This window comes from Streptomyces sp. NPDC059224 (genome assembly GCF_042754285.1).
Lineage (GTDB): Bacteria > Actinomycetota > Actinomycetes > Streptomycetales > Streptomycetaceae > Streptomyces.
This window is the reverse complement of sequence record NZ_JBHZAN010000010.1, coordinates 73,260-90,372: the sequence shown is the minus strand read 5'-3', so window position 1 is coordinate 90,372 and position 17,113 is coordinate 73,260. Positions and strand designations below refer to the sequence as shown.

Below are 17,113 nucleotides of genomic sequence, written 5' to 3'. Positions count from 1 at the left end.
GGCCGGCCGCAGCGCACCGCCGGCCGGCCCCCTCCTCGGCTAGGTCATGACCCGCCCCCCAGCAGTCCGGCCGCCCGCGCCCAGCGGTACTTGGCGCCGAGCACGGCCACCGGCCGTTCGGTCGTGTACGGGTAGGCCACGACCCCCCGCTCGTACAGGTACTGGCAGGCCTCCTCGACCTCGACGTCCCCCGCGAGCGAGGCGACGACCGGCTTCTCGATGCCCCGCTCCCGGAACTCCGCGACCACCCGCGCGGTGAGCTCGGCGAACACCATCGGCGGGGTGACGATGGTGTGCCAGTAGCCGAGGACCAGGGCGTGGATGCGCGGGTCCTCGAGGCCGAGCCGGATCGTCGCCTCGTACGTCGACGGCGGCTCGCCGCCCGTGATGTCCACCGGGTTGCCCGCGGCTCCGAAGGGCGGGATGAAGCGGCGGAACGCCTCGTCCAGGTCCGGCGGTATCTCCATCAGGGACAGGCCGTTGTCGGTGACGGCGTCGGACAGGAGCACACCGCTGCCGCCCGCGCCGGTGATGATCACGACGTTGTCGCCCTGCGGGGCCGGCAGCACCGGCAGGCCCCGCGCGTACTCCAGCATGTCGTTCAGGCCCGGCGCGCGGATCACCCCGGCCTGCCGGAGGATGTCGTCGTACACCGCGTCGTCCCCCGCGAGGGCCCCGGTGTGCGAACCGGCCGCCCTGGCACCGGCCGCCGTACGGCCCGCCTTGAGGACCACGACCGGCTTCCTCGGTACGGTGGCCCGCGCCGCCTCGACGAAGGCGCGGCCGTCCTTGAGGTCCTCCAGGTGCATCGCGATGCAGTCGGTGTGCGGGTCCTCGCCGAACCAGGTCAGCAGGTCGTCCTCGTCCAGGTCCGACTTGTTGCCGAGGCCGACGATCGCCGACACACCCGTCCTGGTGGTCCGGGCGAAGCCGAGGATCGCCATCCCGATGCCGCCCGACTGGGACGTCAGCGCCACCCCGCCCTTCACGTCGTACGGCGTGCAGAACGTCGCGCACAGGTCCTGCCAGGTGGAGTAGTAGCCGTAGATGTTCGGCCCGAGGAGGCGGACGCCGTGGCGCTCGCCGATCGCGGCGATCTCCTCCTGGAGCGCGTGCTCGCCGGTCTCCGCGAAACCGGAGGGGATCAGGACGGCGTTGGGGATCCTCTTCCGGCCCACCTCCTCCAGCGCCGCCGCCACGAACCTGGCCGGAATGGCGAAGACTGCCACGTCCACCTCACCGGGAACGTCCGTGACACTCTTGTACGCCTTGCGGCCCAGAATGTCATCGGCCCTGGGGTTCACCGGATGGATCTCCCCGGCGAAGCCGCCGTCGACGAGGTTGCGCATCACCGAGTTGCCGATCTTGCCGGGCTCGTTGGAAGCGCCGATCACGGCGACCGAGCGGGGCTGCATCAGCCGGCGCATGGAGGTGAGGATCTCCTCGCGTCCGTACCTCCGGCGCGGCGGCGGCTGCTTCTCGGCGAGGATGACCCGGATGTCGGCGGCGACCGCGCCCTGCGGGGTGGCGATCACCGGGTTGAGGTCCACCTCGGCTATCTCCGGGAAGTCCGCGACCAGTTGGGAGACCCGCCGGATCTGCTCGGCGAGGGCCCACCGGTCCACGCCGGCCTGCCCGCGCACCCCGCGCAGCACCTCGGCCGCCTTGACGGAGTCCAGCATGGACAGCGCCTCGTCGGCGGAGACGGGCGCCAGCCGGAACGTCACGTCCTTCAGCACCTCGACCAGCACCCCGCCGAGCCCGAAGGCGACCACCTTCCCGAAGGTGGGGTCGGTGACCGCGCCGACGATCACCTCCGTGCCCTTCGGCACCAGCTCCTGCACCTGGACGCCCTCGATCTTCGCCGCGGCGTCGTAGGCCCGCGCGTTCTCGACGATCCGGTGGAAGGCCGCCCGTACGTCCGCCGCGCCCTCGACCCCGACCACCACCCCGCCCGCGTCGGTCTTGTGCAGGATGTCCGGCGAGACGATCTTCATCACCACCGGCCCGGCGAAGCGCGCCGCGCACGCCACCGCCTCGTCGACGTCCCTCGCCAGCTCCTCGCCCGGTACGGCGATCCCGTACGCGTCGGCGATCACCTTGCCCTCGGGTGCGGTGAGCGCGTTGCGGCCCTCCGCGCGCACGGAGTCGAGGAGCTCGCGGACCCGCGGCTCCCGGTCCTCTGCCATCACGTCAGATCACTCCGTTCGACTTGAGCAGGCGCAGCTCTTCGTCACCGAGGCCGAGTTCGCCGATGTAGACCTCGGCGTTGTGCTCGCCCAGCAGTGGTGAACCGGTCACGTCCACGGGGGAGTCGGAGAGCTTGAGCGGGCTGCCGACGGTGACGAACTCCCCGCGCTCGGGGTGCGGGACGGTGACCACCATCTCGTTGGCGACCAGCGACTCGTCCTCGATGATCTCCTTGGTGGACAGGATGGGCCCGCACGGGATGTTGTGGGCGTTGAGCCGCTCCAGCACCTCCCACTTGGGGAGCGTCGAGGACCACTCCTCGATCAGCTGGAACATCTTGTTGAGCTTGGGGAGCCGGGCCTGCGGGGTCGCCCACTCCGGGTCGTCCGCCAGCTCCGGGCGGCCGATCAGCCCCGTGATCGGCCGCCAGCCGACGGGCTGCACGATGACGTACACGTAGTCGTTCGGGCCGCCCGGCGCGCACTGGACCGCCCAGCCGGGCTGACCGCCGCCGGAGGCGTTGCCGGAGCGGGGCACCTCGGTGCCGAAGTCCTCGTTGGGGTACTCGGCGAGCGGTCCGTGCGCCAGCCGCTGCTGGTCGCGGAGCTTGACCCGGCAGAGGTTGAGCACGGCGTGCTGCATGGCGACGTTGACCCGCTGGCCGCGTCCGGTCCGCTCGCGCTGGAAGAGCGCCGCCAGTATCCCGGCCACCGCGTGCACCCCGGTGCCGGAGTCACCGATCTGGGCGCCCGTGGCCAGCGGCGGCCCGTCCTCGAAGCCGGTGGTGGCCATCGAGCCGCCCATCGCCTGGGCGACGACCTCGTACGCCTTGAAGTTGGTGTACGGGCCGTCCCCGAACCCCTTGATGGAGGCGTAGACGATCCGGGGGTTGATCTCCTTGATGCGGTCCCAGGTGAACCCCATACGGTCGACCGCGCCGGGCCCGAAGTTCTCCACCATCACGTCCGAGCGGCGGATCAGCTCGGTGAGGAGCTCCTTGCCGCGCTCGGTCTTGGTGTTGAGGGTGATGCTCCGCTTGTTGCAGTTGAGCATCGTGAAGTAGAGGGAGTCGACGTCCGGAAGGTCGCGCAGCTGCCCCCGCGTGATGTCCCCGGTCGGCGCCTCCAGTTTGACGACGTCCGCGCCGAGCCAGGCGAGCAGCTGGGTCGCGGAGGGGCCCGACTGGACGTGGGTCATGTCGAGGACGCGTATGCCCTCAAGTGCCTTGGTGGTCATGGGCGTTCCACCTCACTTGTACATGGTCTGGTTCATGGTTCCGGGGGCGTACGCGTCCGGGTCGACCCAGACGTTGATCAGCGACGGCTTGCCCGACTCGCGGGCCCGGCGCAGCGCGGGGCCGATGTCGGCGGGGTCGCGGACCTCCTCGCCGTGACCGCCCAGCATCTGGGCGAACTTGTCGTAGTGGACGTCCCCGAGGGTGTTGCCGACCCGCTCGCGCTCCTTGCCGTACTTGGCGGCCTGGCCGTAACGGATCTGGTTCATCGAGGAGTTGTTGCCGACGATCCCGACGAAGGGGAGGTCGTAGCGGACCAGCGTCTCGAAGTCCCAGCCGGTGAGGGAGAAGGCACCGTCGCCGAAGAGGGCGACCACCTCCTTGTCCGGGCGGGCCTGCTTGGCGGCGAGCACGAAGGGGACGCCGACGCCGAGAGTGCCGAGCGGGCCGGGATCCATCCAGTGCCCGGGCGACTTCGGCTGCACGACCTGACCGGAGAAGGTGACGATGTCGCCGCCGTCGCCGATGTAGATCGAGTCCTCGGTGAGGAAGTCGTTGATCTCGCTGACCAGGCGGTAGGGGTGGATGGGCGAGGCGTCCGACTTCAGGCTCGGCAACCGCTTCTCCAGCGCGGTCTGTTCGGCGGCCCGCAGCTCGTCGAGCCACTCCTTGCGCCGGGCGGCACCACCGTCGATCCGGCCCGAGGCCGCCTCGGTCACCGACTTGAGGACCAGCCCCGCGTCGCCGACGATCCCGAGGCCGATGTCCCGGTTCTTGCCGACCGTGCGGTAGTCGAGGTCGATCTGGACGACGGTCGCGGCGGGGGAGAGGCGCTTGCCGTAGCCCATCCGGAAGTCGAAGGGCGTGCCGACGATCACGATGACGTCGGCGTTGGAGAACGCGTACCGGCGGGAGAGCTGGAAGTGGTGCGGGTCGCCGGGCGGCAGGGTGCCGCGTCCGGCGCCGTTCATGTACGCAGGGACGTTCAGGGTGCGGACCAGCTCGATGGCGGCCTCGGTGCCCCGGGTCGTCCAGACCTGGCTGCCCAGCAGGACGGCCGGCTTCTCCGCGTGCACGAGGAGGTCGGCGAGCTTCTCGATCGCCTCGGGGTCGCCGGCCGAGCGGGTGGAGGCCCGGTAGGCGCCGGACCGGGGCACGCGCGCCTTCGCCGCCGGTACCTTGGCGTCCAGCACGTCACGCGGTATCTCCAGGAAGGAGGGGCCGGGTGCGCCGTGGTAGCACTCGCGGAACGCCATGGAGACCATGTCGGCGGCGCGGGCGGTGTCCGGGACGGTCGCCGCGAACTTGGTGATCGGCGCCATCATGTCGACGTGCGGGAGGTCCTGGAGGGACCCCATCTTGTGCTGGGTGAGGGCCCCTTGGCCGCCGATCAGCAGCATCGGGGACTCCGCGCGGAAGGCGTTGGCGACCCCGGTGACGGCGTCGGTCGTCCCCGGTCCCGCGGTGACGACCGCGCATCCCGGCTTCCCGGTGATGCGTGCGTAGCCGTCGGCGGCGTGCGCGGCCACCTGCTCGTGGCGGACGTCGACGACTTCTATGCCCTCGTCCACGCAGCCGTCGTAGATGTCGATGATGTGGCCGCCGCAGAGGGTGTAGACGCGGTCGACCCCCTCGGCCTTCAGCGCCTTGGCAACGAGGTGACCACCGGAGATTGCGTCCTGGGTGTCGTCGGGCATGGCGAAGTCCTGTCCCTTCGTAGGGGGTGGGGATGCCGTCTTCGTACATTGCATACAGTCGACGAATACTGTATGAAGCTTGTTATCCCGCATCCGGTGGGTGGTGTCCAGGGGGCGTGCGGCACTTTCCAGTCATCGGAGTTCGGCCTCGCGATGACATCTGGATGACTTCGCAGACAGGAGCCGGAATGGACCTGTACGAACACCAGGCAAGAGAACTCTTCGAGGAACACGGCATCGTGGTGCCGAGGGCCGAGGTCACCGACTCGCCCAAGGAGGCCCGCGAGATCGCCCGCCGACTCGGCGGCCCGGTCGTAGTGAAGGCACAGGTCAAGACGGGTGGCCGGGGCAAGGCGGGGGGAGTGAAGATCGCCGCGGACCCGGCCGCCGCCGAACTGACGGCCCGGCAGATCCTGGGGATGGACATCAAGGGCCACACCGTCGGCAAGGTGATGCTGGCCCAACCCGTGCACATCGAGAGCGAGTTCTACGTCTCCTACGTCCTCGACCGGGCGGCCGGCGGCTTCCTGGCGATCGCCTCCGCCGAGGGCGGCATGGAGATCGAGGAGGTGGCCGCCACCCGGCCGGAGGCGGTGGCCCGCATCCCTGTCGACCCCGCGGCCGGCGTCACCTCGGCCAAGGCCCAGGAGATCGCCCGGGCCGCGGGCCTGCCGCCCCAGAGCGTCGACGTCCTGGTACGCCTCTGGCAGGTACTGGTGCGGGAGGACGCCCTGCTCGTCGAGGTGAACCCGCTCGTGCGCACCACCGAGGGCCGGATCCTGGCGCTCGACGGCAAGGTCACCCTCGACGACAACGCCGCGTTCCGGCAGACCCGTTGGGGCGCGGACCAGGCCGAGCACCACGACCCGCTGGAGGCCACGGCCGCCGCCCGCGGCCTCAACTACGTCAAGCTGGACGGCGAGGTCGGCATCATCGGCAACGGCGCCGGCCTGGTGATGTCCACCCTGGACGTGGTGGCGGGCTGTGGCGCCAGGCCCGCCAACTTCCTCGACATCGGCGGCGGAGCCTCCGCCCAGATCATGGCCGACGGACTCTCGGTGATCCTCTCCGATCCCGCCGTGAAGTCGGTCTTCGTCAACGTCTTCGGAGGCATCACGGCGTGCGACGCGGTCGCCGACGGAATCGTGCAGGCCCTGGAGACCGTACGGCTGACCAGACCGCTGGTGGTCCGCCTCGACGGCAACAACGCGGCACGCGGCCGGGCGATCCTCGACGGCCGCGCACACCCCCTGGTCGAACAGGCCACCACCATGGACGGCGCCGCCCGCCGCGCGGCGCGGCTCGCCACCACAGCCTGAGGAGACGGGACGACATGGCGATCTACCTCACCAAGGAGAGCAAGGTCCTCGTCCAGGGCATGACCGGCGGCGAGGGCATGAAGCACACCCGGCGGATGCTCGCCGCCGGGACGGACGTCGTCGGCGGGGTCAACCCGCGCAAGGCCGGGCAGAGCGTCGACTTCGACGAACGCTCCGTCCCGGTCTTCGGGACGGTCGCCGAGGCCATGGCCGCCACCGGCGCCGATGTCACGGTCGTCTTCGTGCCGCCCGCGTTCGCCAGGGCGGCGGTCCTGGAGGCCGCCGACGCCGGCATCGGCCTCGCGGTGGTGATCACGGAGGGCATCCCGGTCCACGACTCCGTCGCCTTCACCTCGTACGCCCGCGCCAGGGGCACCCGGATCATCGGGCCCAACTGCCCCGGCCTGATCACTCCCGGTCAGTCCGGCGCGGGCATCATCCCCGCCGACATCACCAAGGCCGGCCGGATCGGACTCGTCTCCAAGTCGGGCACCCTCACCTACCAACTCATGTACGAGCTGCGGGACATCGGCTTCTCCACCTGTGTGGGCATCGGCGGCGACCCGGTCGTCGGCACCAGCCACATCGACTGCCTGGCCGCCTTCCAGGAGGATCCCGACACCGAACTCGTCGTTGTCATAGGCGAGATCGGCGGTGACGCGGAGGAGCGGGCCGCCGCCTACATCCGGGAGCACGTCACCAAGCCGGTCGTCGGCTACATCGCCGGGTTCACCGCACCCGAGGGCCGGACCATGGGCCACGCCGGCGCGATCGTCTCCGGTTCGGCCGGCACCGCGCGGGGCAAGCAGGAGGCGCTGGAGGCGGCCGGGGTGCGGGTGGGGAGCACACCGACCGAGACCGCCCGGCTGGTCCTGGATCTTCTGGAAGCGAGGGGCTGACCATGGTCCTGGTCCGCAAGCCCGGCACCGGGTGGAACGATGCCTGGGCACGCTGTGTCGCCCTCGCCCCCGAGGCCTTCCGGGACGACCGTGTCCTCAACCTGCACGCCGGCACCTGGCAGCCCGACGGCCGGCCGCTGCCGGCGACCAGTCCCGTCGACGGCAGCCCCATCGCCGGTGCCCCGCGGCTGGACCGCGGCACCGCCCAGCGGGCCGTCCGCGCCTGCCTCGACCAGCACCGCGCCTGGCGGCATGTCCCGCTGGCGGAGCGCCGGGCCAGGGTGGCCGCCACCCTGGACGCCCTGACCGAACACCGCGAACTGCTCGCCCTGCTCCTGGTCTGGGAGATCGGCAAGCCCTGGCGGCTGGCCCAGGCGGACGTGGACCGGGCGGTCGACGGGGTGCGCTGGTACGTCGACGGCATCGAGCCGATGCTCGCCGGGCGTGCCCCGCTGGACGGGCCGGTGTCCAACATCGCCAGCTGGAACTACCCGATGAGCGTGCTGGTCCACGCGGTGCTGATCCAGGCCCTGGCGGGCAACGCGGTGGTGGCGAAGACCCCGACCGACGGCGGTGTCGCCTGCCTCACCCTGGCCTGCGCACTGGCCGCCCGGGAGGGCCTGCCGGTCACGCTGGTGAGCGGCAGCGGGGGCGAGCTGTCCGAGGTGCTCGTGCGGGCGCCGGAGATCGGCTGCGTCTCCTTCGTCGGCGGCCGGGACACCGGGGCCGCGGTCGCCACCGCCGTCGCCGACCTCGGCAAGCGGCACGTACTGGAACAGGAGGGGCTCAACACCTGGGGCATCTGGAACTTCACCGACTGGGAGGCCTTCACCGCCGTCGTTCCCGGGCTCTTCGACTACGGCAAGCAGCGCTGCACCGCCTACCCGCGGTTCGTCGTCCAGCGCGAGCTGTTCGACGAGTTCCTGACCGCCTACCTCCCGGCCGTCCGGCGCCTGCGGATCGGCCATCCGCTGGCCGTGTCCGACCCCGCCGACCCGTTGCCCGAGCTGGACTTCGGGCCGGTGATCAACGCGACCAAGGCCAAGGACCTGACCGACCAGGTGGCCGAGGCCGTCGACCGCGGCGCCGTACCCCTGCACCGCGGCCGGCCGGCCGACGCACGCTTCCTGCCCGGCCAGGACACGTCGTCGTACGTCCACCCGGTCACCCTCCTGAACCCGCCCCGGTCCTCCCCGCTGCACCACGCGGAGCCGTTCGGCCCGGTCGACACGATCGTCCTGGCCGACACGGAGGCCGAACTGCTGGCCGCCATGAACGCGTCCAACGGCGCGCTGGTCGCCACGCTGTCCACCGACGACGAGGCCACCTTCGCGCGGCTGGCCCCGCAGATCCGCGCCTTCAAGGTCGGCCACGGCAAGCCGCGCTCGCGCGGTGACCGGGACGAACTGTTCGGCGGCTTCGGCGCCTCCTGGCGGGGGGCCTTCGTCGGCGGGGAGCTGCTGGTGCGGGCGGTCACGAAGGGTCCGGCGGGGGAGCGGCTGCCGGGGAACTTCCCGGAGTACCAGCTGATGCCGTGACGCGACGCGCGGGCCGCGGCACGGCACGGTGCCGCGGCCCGCGCGGATTCCCCGCACGGCGGGCGCCCGCGAGCGGGTAGCGGGACGGCCACGCACGGTGAGGGCGTGCCGACCTGCGGATATGGCGACGGAAACGCAGGTGAGGGGCGCTCCGAAAGCTTGGTATTGTTGTCCGTGTCGCCGCGGGGAACACCCTCGGTCAGGTGACAGACACCTAGTCCGGGTGGCGGAATGGCAGACGCGCTAGCTTGAGGTGCTAGTGCCCTTTATCGGGCGTGGGGGTTCAAGTCCCCCCTCGGACACAACCACTGACGATACGGCGATGAGGGCCTCGACCTTACGGTCACGGTCCTCTCTGCGTGTTCGTAGCTGATGGTGATGCCCAGGGCGTCGTAAAGCGGGCCTTTCTTCTCGAGGGCGGCGGTTTGGGTGCGCTGTGCAATGTCTCCAAGGCTTTCAGTGATCTGCCGGATCTGTCGCGCATCGAGCGGGGATTGCTTCTTCCGTGGGACGGCGGGGTGCGTGTCGAGCTTCTTCTGCGCCGCGTCCTTGTCTCGCTGGGCCTCGTTGATCCACTGGGTGACGACGGTTGGGTCGGCTCCGGCGTCGAGGGCTGCCTGGTAACGGGCGAGCCGGCGTTCGCATTCCTTGATCGCCTGGCGTGCTTGGGCCTGCTCGGGGGTGTGGGGCTCGGCGGTGCTTGCTGCGGCGCTCGCGTGAGGGAGGGCTTCGATGGTGCCGGAGAGCCGGTCGAGGGCGAAGACCTGGGCGATCCACTGATCCAGGGCCTGACACACGGTGTCTTCCCGCAGGTAGATGGTGCGCGGGGTGCGTCAGGCCGGCGTCGAGGGCGGAGGTCCGCAGTCAAGCAGCACCTGGGATCAGAACGTCAGGCATTGCTGGGATCCGGCAGTGGCCAGCCGAGTGGCGTTCGAATCGATTGCTGCGGGCGAACGGCTGCCCCGTGCCGCTCGGGGGAGGCGGCACGGATCCCGGTGATCGCGATGCGTCGGCCCGGCCGCGCTCCATCGGGGGTGGACCGTCTCGCCCGCACCGTGAGCGAGCTCGTGGACATGCGCGCATGGCTGACTGCCTCCGCCCGCCTGGACCGGATCTTCGCGCGGGTGGGGAGGGGGCAGAGGGGCCGCCCAGGCTGGGTGCGGGTTGGAGTGAGTAGCGAGCTCTTGGCGTGGGTGACTTCTGCTTTTGCGGAATCCCACGTTGTATGCCCAGGCGACTGGAGTAGGTACGTGTACATCGTCAACGTGCTCTTATGATTGATTGAGTCATAGGATCCGTGTACGGTGACGCGCATGGCAGACCATCCCACCCCGCCAGTCGGTGGACCGCTTGTCACCGGCTCTGAGATCGCCAGGCTCGCCGGTGTCACGCGTGCCGCAGTCTCCAACTGGCGGCGGAGGTATGAGGACTTTCCGGCACCTGCAGGCGGCGGTGTGAACAGTCCGCTGTTCGACCTGGCCGCAGTACAGATGTGGCTGGACAAGCAACGCAAGGGCCAGGACATCTCCGTGGAGGTGCAGCTGTGGCAGGTCCTGCGAGCGGCCTACGGCGACGAGATGGTCGGCGGGCTCGCCGATGTCGCCCAGTTGCTCGCCGGTGTCGAGGCCGAGGCCCCGCAAGCGCTGCCGCCGGATGCCGTACGACTGGCCGGACAACTCGGTGAGAGTGGATCACCGGGTGACGTGGTGAACGCGCTCACCGAACGCTTCACCGACTCCGTGCGCCGGGCGGGGTCCGACCAGGTCACCTCGCCACGGGTCGTCCAGGCGGTGCGGCACTTCGCCGGCGAGGTGCCCGCTGAGGCGATCCTCTTCGACCCGGCGTGCGGTATCGGAACGCTCCTGTTGACCGTCGGACCCGAACTGGGGCCGACACGGTGTGGTCAGGAGGCCGACGCCCGCAGTGCTCGATTCGCGCAGCTGCGAGCCGATCTCACGGGACGCTCCGGCGTCGACGTCCGCATCGGAGATTCCCTGCGCGACGACCACTGGCCGGACCTCAAGGCCGATCTCGTCGTCTGTGATCCGCCCGTCGGTACCACCGACTGGGGACGCGAGGACCTGCTCCTCGATCCCCGGTGGGAGCTCGGTACGCCTTCGCGTGCCGAAGGCGAACTCGCCTGGCTGCAGCACGCCTACGCGCACACCGCGCCGGGCGGCCGCGTCCTCATGGTCATGCCTGCCTCCGTCGCCTACCGCAAGGCCGGTCGCCGTATCCGGGCCGAGCTGGTGCGACGCGGCATCCTCACAGATGTCATCGCCCTCCCACCCGGGACCGCTGCCTCGCATGCGCTTCCCGTGCATCTCTGGCGTCTGCGTCGCCCGCAGTCACCGGACGATACCGTGGCCAAGGTGAGCATGGTGGATCTGACGGCGAACGATCCGGACGGCCCGCTGGAGCCAGGGCCCGACCAGACGGCGGACGTACCTCTGATCGAACTGCTTGACGACGCCGTGGATCTCACTCCCGGCCGTCACGTCGAGGAGTCCCACCGCGACTACACGACGGAGTACCAGGCTCTGCGGCAGGAGTTGGCGGAGCAGGTGCGGCTGCTGGCCGACCTGTTGCCCGCTTTGACGGCAGCCGCCGGTCCAAGTGCCCTGGACGGTCCGTCCGTCAGTGTCGCCGACCTCGCGCGAGCCGGGCTGATCGAGTACGGCGCTCCCGAGCCGGTCTCGGTGAGCGATCAGCTCGACACCGATTACCTCCAGGGCTTTCTGCGCAGCGCGGCGAACACCCGGCGGTCCACGAGCGCCAGCGGAACCTACCGGCTCGACGGCAAGGGTGCCCGCATCCCGCAGATGGACATCGCCGAGCAACGCCGGTACGGGGCGGCGTTCCGAGCCCTGCAGGAGTTCGAGGAGCGGGCGCGGAGGGTGGCCGAACTCAGCAAGCAGGCGGCCGCACTCGCCAGGAACGGGCTCGGCAACGGGGCCCTCTCACCCGAAGAGTGATTTTCCGTCGTATCACTAGGACAGCGCTGTCACTACGGCTGCGGAACGAACGGACTGGCTGCCCCGCTCCACGACACCGCCAACGCCTCCCGCGCCCGTGTGCACGCCACGAACAGCAGGCATCGCTCCCGGAGCAGGTCCGAGTCGTGCTGCAGCGCGTCCACGGAGGCCGGCGTCACTTCGCGGGCGAAGGGAAGCGCGCTCGCCGTCGCGCCGAGGACGGCGACGCAGCGGAACTCCAGCCCCTTCATGGCGTGCATGGTGGCCAGCCGTACGCCGTCCGTGTCCGGTCCCGGATTTTCCCTGACCCGGACCACCGGTACCCGGGCCGCGGTCAGCCTGTCGTAGGCCTTGTCGAGCAGCACGTTGAAGCGGGCGCACACGCCGATCTCCGACGGCCGGATGCCCTGCGCGATCCAGTTCTCGATGCGCTCGACGAGCGTCGCGATCTCCGCCTGCTCCGACCCGTACCCGTCCACGTGCGGCCTGCGGCCGTGCAGCAGCGAGCGGTAGCCCGCCAGGGTGTCGCTGCCCTCGCCACCCAGGTCGTCGACCGGCACCGGAGTGAGAATGCCCGTCGACCAGGCGAGGATCTCCTCCGTACTGCGGTAGTTGATGCGCAGGCGATGCGTGCGCCCCGCCACCGAGATGCCGAGCGACCCGAGTGAGACCTTCGAGTCGTAGATCCGCTGGTGCGGGTCACCGGTGATGAACAGGTCGTCGCTGCCGGGCGCCACCGCGCCGCGCAGGACGCGCCACTGGGCCGGGTGCAGGTCCTGTGCCTCGTCGACCACGACGTGGTCGTGCGTGGGTGAGGAAGCGGCCAGGAGCTCGGCCGCACGGGCGCACACCTTGAGATGGGTGGTGGCCTTCTGGTCGCGCAGCAGGGACTCGAACAGCTCGACGGCCGGCCACAGCTGCTCCCGCCTGGTCGGCGGCAGCGCGCTGCCGCGACCGCGCCGGGAGGCCGCGCGGTAGTCGTCCAAAGTGCGCAGGTCCTGGGCGAGGACGACGTGGCGGTACTCCTGGGCCAGGAACTGCTCCGTCCACGGCAGGCCGAGCCTCCTGACGATCCGCTGCCAGACCTGTCGTTCCTCCCGGTCGCCGATCGGGGAGGGCGCCCGGCCGTCGAGGCGGGTCACGATGGCGTGTGCGTAGGCGTTGACCGTGGTCACCTCGACGCGGGCGAGCAGCGTCTCGTCGTCGTCCAGCAGGACGGACAGGTTCTCCCGCAGCGACGCGGCCAGGGCGTTGGTGAAGGTGGTGAGCAGGACGCGGGTGTCCGGGGAGCGGGTGAGCAGGTGCTTGACCCTGTGCAGTGCCGCGACCGTCTTGCCGGTCCCGGGGCCGCCGGTGACCTGTACCGGGCCGCCGTACGACACCCGGTAGGCGACGCGGCGCTGCGAGGGGTGCAGGAACACCCGCCAGGCCGCGAACGGCTTCTCCAGGATGTCGGCGAGTTCCTCGGGGCCGGTGACCAGGGTGATGCGGCTCGTGGTGTTGGCGATGACGGCGGCCAGGCTCTCGTCCGGGTCGGGCCCCGCGTCCACGGGCCGCCGGACGGCGACCACGTCCCGGTACACCTCTTCGGGGCTGAACCCCTCGGCCAGGTACTGCAGCACCTCGCACTGGTCCTCCGGCAGCAGCGTCTCGAAGGCCCTAAGCTGCGCCTTGTCGACGATGGTCCGCACGGCCCTCAGCACCTGGTCGTCGATCCCGAGTTCGCGCAGCACCGTGTCGGAGTACTTCGCGAACAGCAGTGAGTCGGCGGCCGCGGCGGCCTTCTCCAGGGCCGGGGTCAGCTGCTCGATCGCCGCGACGTTACGGACCTCCAGGGCCCGCGTCGCGGAGTTCGTCGTGTACAGCCGCTTCGCGGCCCAGGTGTAGGCGTCGTCGTGCGGGACGACGTTGACGAGCAGGAAGACATCGCTGCCGTCGTCAGGGGCGAGGACGACGCCTCGCCAGAAGTCGTTGATGCGGATGGTCCGCATACGACGGTCGCGGGCGTTCTCCACGGACTCCAGGTGCAGGCCCTTGTCCGCCTGCAGTTCGGGGACCGTGAGCTGCTGGAACTTCTGCATCGCCTTGCGCACGCCGGCTTTGACGGGCCGCTCCAGGACGTCGTAGCTCTCCCAGAAGCTGTTCGCGAACGCGAGCTGCGGCACGAGGCGCCCTCCCCACCCTGAACGGACACTCGGCAGTCGATCATACGCGCTGGGTGTTCACCAGCCGGGCGGCCACCTTCGCCACGTCCGAGAGCAGCCCGGAGGGTTCCTGGTCGAGGTCGAGGGCGTGCTGGTGGATGACGATGCCCGCGTGCCGCACCGTGTGGGCCGCGTGCGGCGCGTTGCCCTTGGCGTACACCAGGTGGCCTTCGCGCAGGCCCAGGGCCGTGCAGTAGGCCAGCATCTGGTAGAGGTCGGCGTCCGGGAACCCGTCCTGTTTCTCGGCCTTGTATTTGGCGTCCACCACGGCGCACGGGGCACCGCCCGGCTCGTACAGCACGAAATCGGGCCTCATGCGGATCGCCGCCGCCTCGTCGAGGTGATGCGGATCCTGGAGCCGCGCCGAGTGCCCGAGGCCACGGCATGCCTCCCGCAGCGCCACCGTCACGAAGTCCTCGAAGAGCTTGTTCATGTCGAACAGGAACCCGTCGACGTGCAGCCCGCCGGGCGCGTGCTCGACGGAGGCGTTCTCCAGGACGGCTCGGGCGAGACGCAAGGCGTGCTGGTAGCGCGCGTTGAGCCGGTTCGGCTGCCAGGCGGGCAGCGGCCGACCGCGCACGATCACCGTGACATCGGCCAGGCGGGCGCGCTGGTGGAGCAGTCCGCGACGCACGTCGTGGGGTACGCCGGGCAGCCGCAGGAGGCGCTCGACGGCGGCGCGCAGCAGGCGGTTCTCCGCGATGTCGGTGGTGAACTCGTCGTACTCCACCTCCACCGGCAGCGTCGCCCCGAACCGCCGCCGTATCTGCTCGGCTTCCCGGATACGGCCCCGGACGACCAGGGATGTCTCCTCGGTCACCCGGTAGCCCTGGAGGAGTCCCTGCCGCAGGGCCCGGTCGATCTGCCGTTCCACGGCATGGGCGAGCGCGGGCAGCAGATCGCGGTGCGCGGTGACTTCGACTTCCCCGTCTCGCCAGCCGCCCTTCGGGGCGAGGCTGTACCCGAGCAGGAAGAACAGCCGGGCGATGGGGACCTTGGGGGCGACGCGTACGGTCACCGGCCCGTCGCCGCCCGGTACCGCGACCGCCACGGCACCGACCTTGCTGCCGGCCCGCAGGGACCAGTGCCCCGGGACGTACGGATCGGGGGCCGCGTCCACGACGTCCCCGGCCGCCAGTGCCCGTCCGACCGCGTCCGGCAGCGCGACGCCCACGGCCGGTGCGTGCTCGACGAGTTCGATGACGTGCGTCACCCGAGCGAGTCCCGCAGAGCCGCCAGACCGTACCGCTTCTCGATGTCCACGCCCTCCCCGTAGTGGTATTCCTCCAGCAGCGGCAGGATCTTGGTCCGCCACGTCCGCTCCAGGCCGCCTTCCCGATAGACACCGGCCTTCATCAGATACGAGGGTCCGATACGGAAGTCAGCATCGTCGATACGGGAGTTGAGCGCGTCGAGCAGGTCGGCCGGCTCGGCAGCGCGGCCCTCGCGCGCGAGCCAGCGGCGCAGCAGCCCGCTCGTCGGCTCGGTGCGCGGGGACAGTTCGACGAAGGCGAAGCGACGGCGCATCGCCGCGTCGACGAGGGCGATCGACCGGTCGGCGGTGTTCATGGTGCCGATCACGAAGAGATTGGGCGGCAGCGCGAAGTCGTCACCGGAGTACGTCAGCCGGACCGACTTGTTGCGGTACTCCAGCAGGAAGTACAGCTCACCGAAGACCTTGGCCAGGTTCGCGCGGTTGATCTCGTCGATGATCAGGAAGTGCGGGATGTGCCGGTTGCCCTCGCGGGAGGCCAGATCGGCGAGTTCACGCAGTGGGCCGGCGGTGAGCCGGAAGGCGACCTCCCGGCTCTGCGGGTCCTCCTGCGGCCGGAAGCCCTCGAAGAAGTCCTCGTACGCGTACGAGGGGTGGAACTGCACGAGCTTGACCTGCTCGGGCCCGCCGCCGAGGAACTCGGCCAGCTTCAGGGCGAGATACGTCTTGCCGGTCCCGGGCGGGCCGTACAGCACCAACTGCCTTTCGTCCCAGAGCAGATCACGCACCTCGCGCAGCCAGGCGGTGTCGTGCACGAGGAGTTCGCCGGCCAACTCGTCCGTGGGCTCGGGCAGCTCCAGCTCGCGCCGGGCGGTGAGCGCGGGGATCTCCACGCTCGGGTCGCGATCGGCGGCCTCGGCCTCCTCGATCAGATCCTCGTCGCTCATCCCCAGACCGTCGATGAGGTCCTTCACCGCGGTCAGATCGACGACGTCATGCTGTGCGGAGAGCTTCTGCTGGAGCGCCTCGGGCAGGTCCTCGTACGCGTGCCCGTCCTCCGCCCAGTCCACTGCCCTTTGCAGATCCGACGGGCCGTCCTCGGGAGTGAGCTGCGCGGCGTCTCCGGTGATCTTGCCGATGTAGAGCCGGCCGCCCGAGATGGTGCACATGGTGTCGCCGGGCCGCATCCGGGAGAGGAACAGGTGCAGTTCCTCGACCAGCTGCACCTTCTGGTTGTACGTCGCGGTGGAGGCGTAGTCCTCCTCGACGGCGGCGCGCAGCCGGTCCTTGCTGATGCCCTGCTCGACACCCTGTCGCAGGTGACGTGCTCGCAGGGTCACCAGCCCCTCGGGCAGCCACAGACGCCGGACGAGATCGAGGCCGGAGACATTGGAGCCGCGTACCAGCCAGGCCCGGCTGGGTCCCCACCACACCTGGTCGAGATAGTCGGAGAGCGGATGGCCGTCGGCGGTCTTCCACTCCAGCCATCCGTTGGCACTGCGACCGACCAGGATCTCGGCGGCGGCCGACGGCGAGTTGCACACGACGTCCCGCGTCGTCTCCAGCCAGCCGGGCCACTCGGCAGATTCCGTCAGGACCCCTTCGTCGATCAGCCGCTGCCTCAGCCGGTGGGACGACGGCATGCGCACGGGGAACGAGGGCACCACCTCGGACCGGCCGGGAGAGCCGGCCAGGACGACGAACTTCTGGCTCCCGTTCGTCCCCTTCTCGGTCAACAGCCGGCCCCGGGCTTCGGGGCCGCCGTTGGGCAGCCTCAGCCGGAACTCCGGGTACGGCGTGCCGTCGTCGGCCATGGTCACATTCTCCCCATTCATGCACCGTGC

Annotated in this window: 11 protein-coding genes and 1 tRNA gene; 5 read left to right on the top strand and 7 right to left on the bottom strand. The window is 70.4% G+C overall.

The genetic code is table 11. The features are described from left to right. Window positions 1-44: 44 nt before the first annotated feature. From ACFXI4_RS12650 to ACFXI4_RS12640, 3 genes are read right to left on the bottom strand one after another with little or no spacing between them, the layout of a single operon-like run. Complete coding sequence (locus ACFXI4_RS12650; RefSeq protein WP_384989881.1) at window positions 45-2,189, bottom strand: acetate--CoA ligase family protein; 2,145 nt, start codon at window positions 2,187-2,189, stop codon at window positions 45-47. Between the two features lie 4 nt (window positions 2,190-2,193). Then, window positions 2,194-3,426, bottom strand: coding sequence for a formyl-CoA transferase (frc, locus tag ACFXI4_RS12645; RefSeq protein WP_384989879.1), 1,233 nt, complete (start codon window positions 3,424-3,426; stop codon window positions 2,194-2,196). Between the two features lie 12 nt (window positions 3,427-3,438). Further along, window positions 3,439-5,121: a thiamine pyrophosphate-binding protein gene (locus tag ACFXI4_RS12640; RefSeq protein ID WP_384989878.1), complete on the bottom strand. Its 1,683-nt coding sequence runs from the start codon at window positions 5,119-5,121 to the stop codon at window positions 3,439-3,441. Window positions 5,122-5,309: 188 nt separating this feature from the next. On the opposite strand from ACFXI4_RS12640, the gene sucC reads away from it, so the two are divergent. From sucC to ACFXI4_RS12620, 4 genes are all read left to right on the top strand, one after another. Further along, window positions 5,310-6,440: an ADP-forming succinate--CoA ligase subunit beta gene (gene sucC / locus ACFXI4_RS12635; protein WP_384989876.1), complete on the top strand. Its 1,131-nt coding sequence runs from the start codon at window positions 5,310-5,312 to the stop codon at window positions 6,438-6,440. Window positions 6,441-6,454: 14 nt separating this feature from the next. Continuing rightward, a complete protein-coding gene (gene sucD, locus ACFXI4_RS12630; protein WP_384989875.1) occupies window positions 6,455-7,339 on the top strand; it encodes a succinate--CoA ligase subunit alpha in 885 nt (294 codons plus the stop codon). A 2-nt stretch (window positions 7,340-7,341) separates the two neighbouring features. Next, window positions 7,342-8,877 carry an aldehyde dehydrogenase family protein gene (locus ACFXI4_RS12625; RefSeq protein ID WP_384989873.1) on the top strand — a complete coding sequence of 512 codons (1,536 nt, stop codon included), beginning with the start codon at window positions 7,342-7,344 and terminating at the stop codon, window positions 8,875-8,877. Between the two features lie 217 nt (window positions 8,878-9,094). Then, a tRNA-Leu gene (locus tag ACFXI4_RS12620) sits at window positions 9,095-9,179 on the top strand. Here ACFXI4_RS12620 and ACFXI4_RS12615 read toward each other — a convergent pair. Next, window positions 9,144-9,674: a hypothetical protein gene (locus ACFXI4_RS12615; protein WP_384989871.1), complete on the bottom strand. Its 531-nt coding sequence runs from the start codon at window positions 9,672-9,674 to the stop codon at window positions 9,144-9,146. The genes ACFXI4_RS12620 and ACFXI4_RS12615 overlap by 36 nt on opposite strands. A 516-nt stretch (window positions 9,675-10,190) precedes the next feature. Here ACFXI4_RS12615 and ACFXI4_RS12610 point away from each other — a divergent pair. Next, complete coding sequence (locus tag ACFXI4_RS12610; RefSeq protein ID WP_384989869.1) at window positions 10,191-11,852, top strand: N-6 DNA methylase; 1,662 nt, start codon at window positions 10,191-10,193, stop codon at window positions 11,850-11,852. Between the two features lie 32 nt (window positions 11,853-11,884). On the opposite strand, the gene ACFXI4_RS12605 is transcribed toward ACFXI4_RS12610, so the two are convergent. Genes ACFXI4_RS12605 through ACFXI4_RS12595 form a run of 3 tightly spaced genes read right to left on the bottom strand, consistent with a single transcriptional unit; the run spans window position 11,885 to window position 17,083 of the window. Beyond that, complete coding sequence (locus ACFXI4_RS12605) at window positions 11,885-14,017, bottom strand: UvrD-helicase domain-containing protein (protein ID WP_384989867.1); 2,133 nt, start codon at window positions 14,015-14,017, stop codon at window positions 11,885-11,887. Window positions 14,018-14,057: 40 nt separating this feature from the next. Further along, on the bottom strand, window positions 14,058-15,269 hold the full coding sequence (locus tag ACFXI4_RS12600; RefSeq protein ID WP_384989866.1) for an McrC family protein: 1,212 nt from the start codon (window positions 15,267-15,269) through the stop codon (window positions 14,058-14,060). Beyond that, complete coding sequence (locus tag ACFXI4_RS12595; RefSeq protein ID WP_384989864.1) at window positions 15,266-17,083, bottom strand: DUF4357 domain-containing protein; 1,818 nt, start codon at window positions 17,081-17,083, stop codon at window positions 15,266-15,268. Before ACFXI4_RS12595 ends, ACFXI4_RS12600 begins: the two co-directional genes overlap by 4 nt. Between the last annotated feature and the right edge of the window lie 30 nt (window positions 17,084-17,113).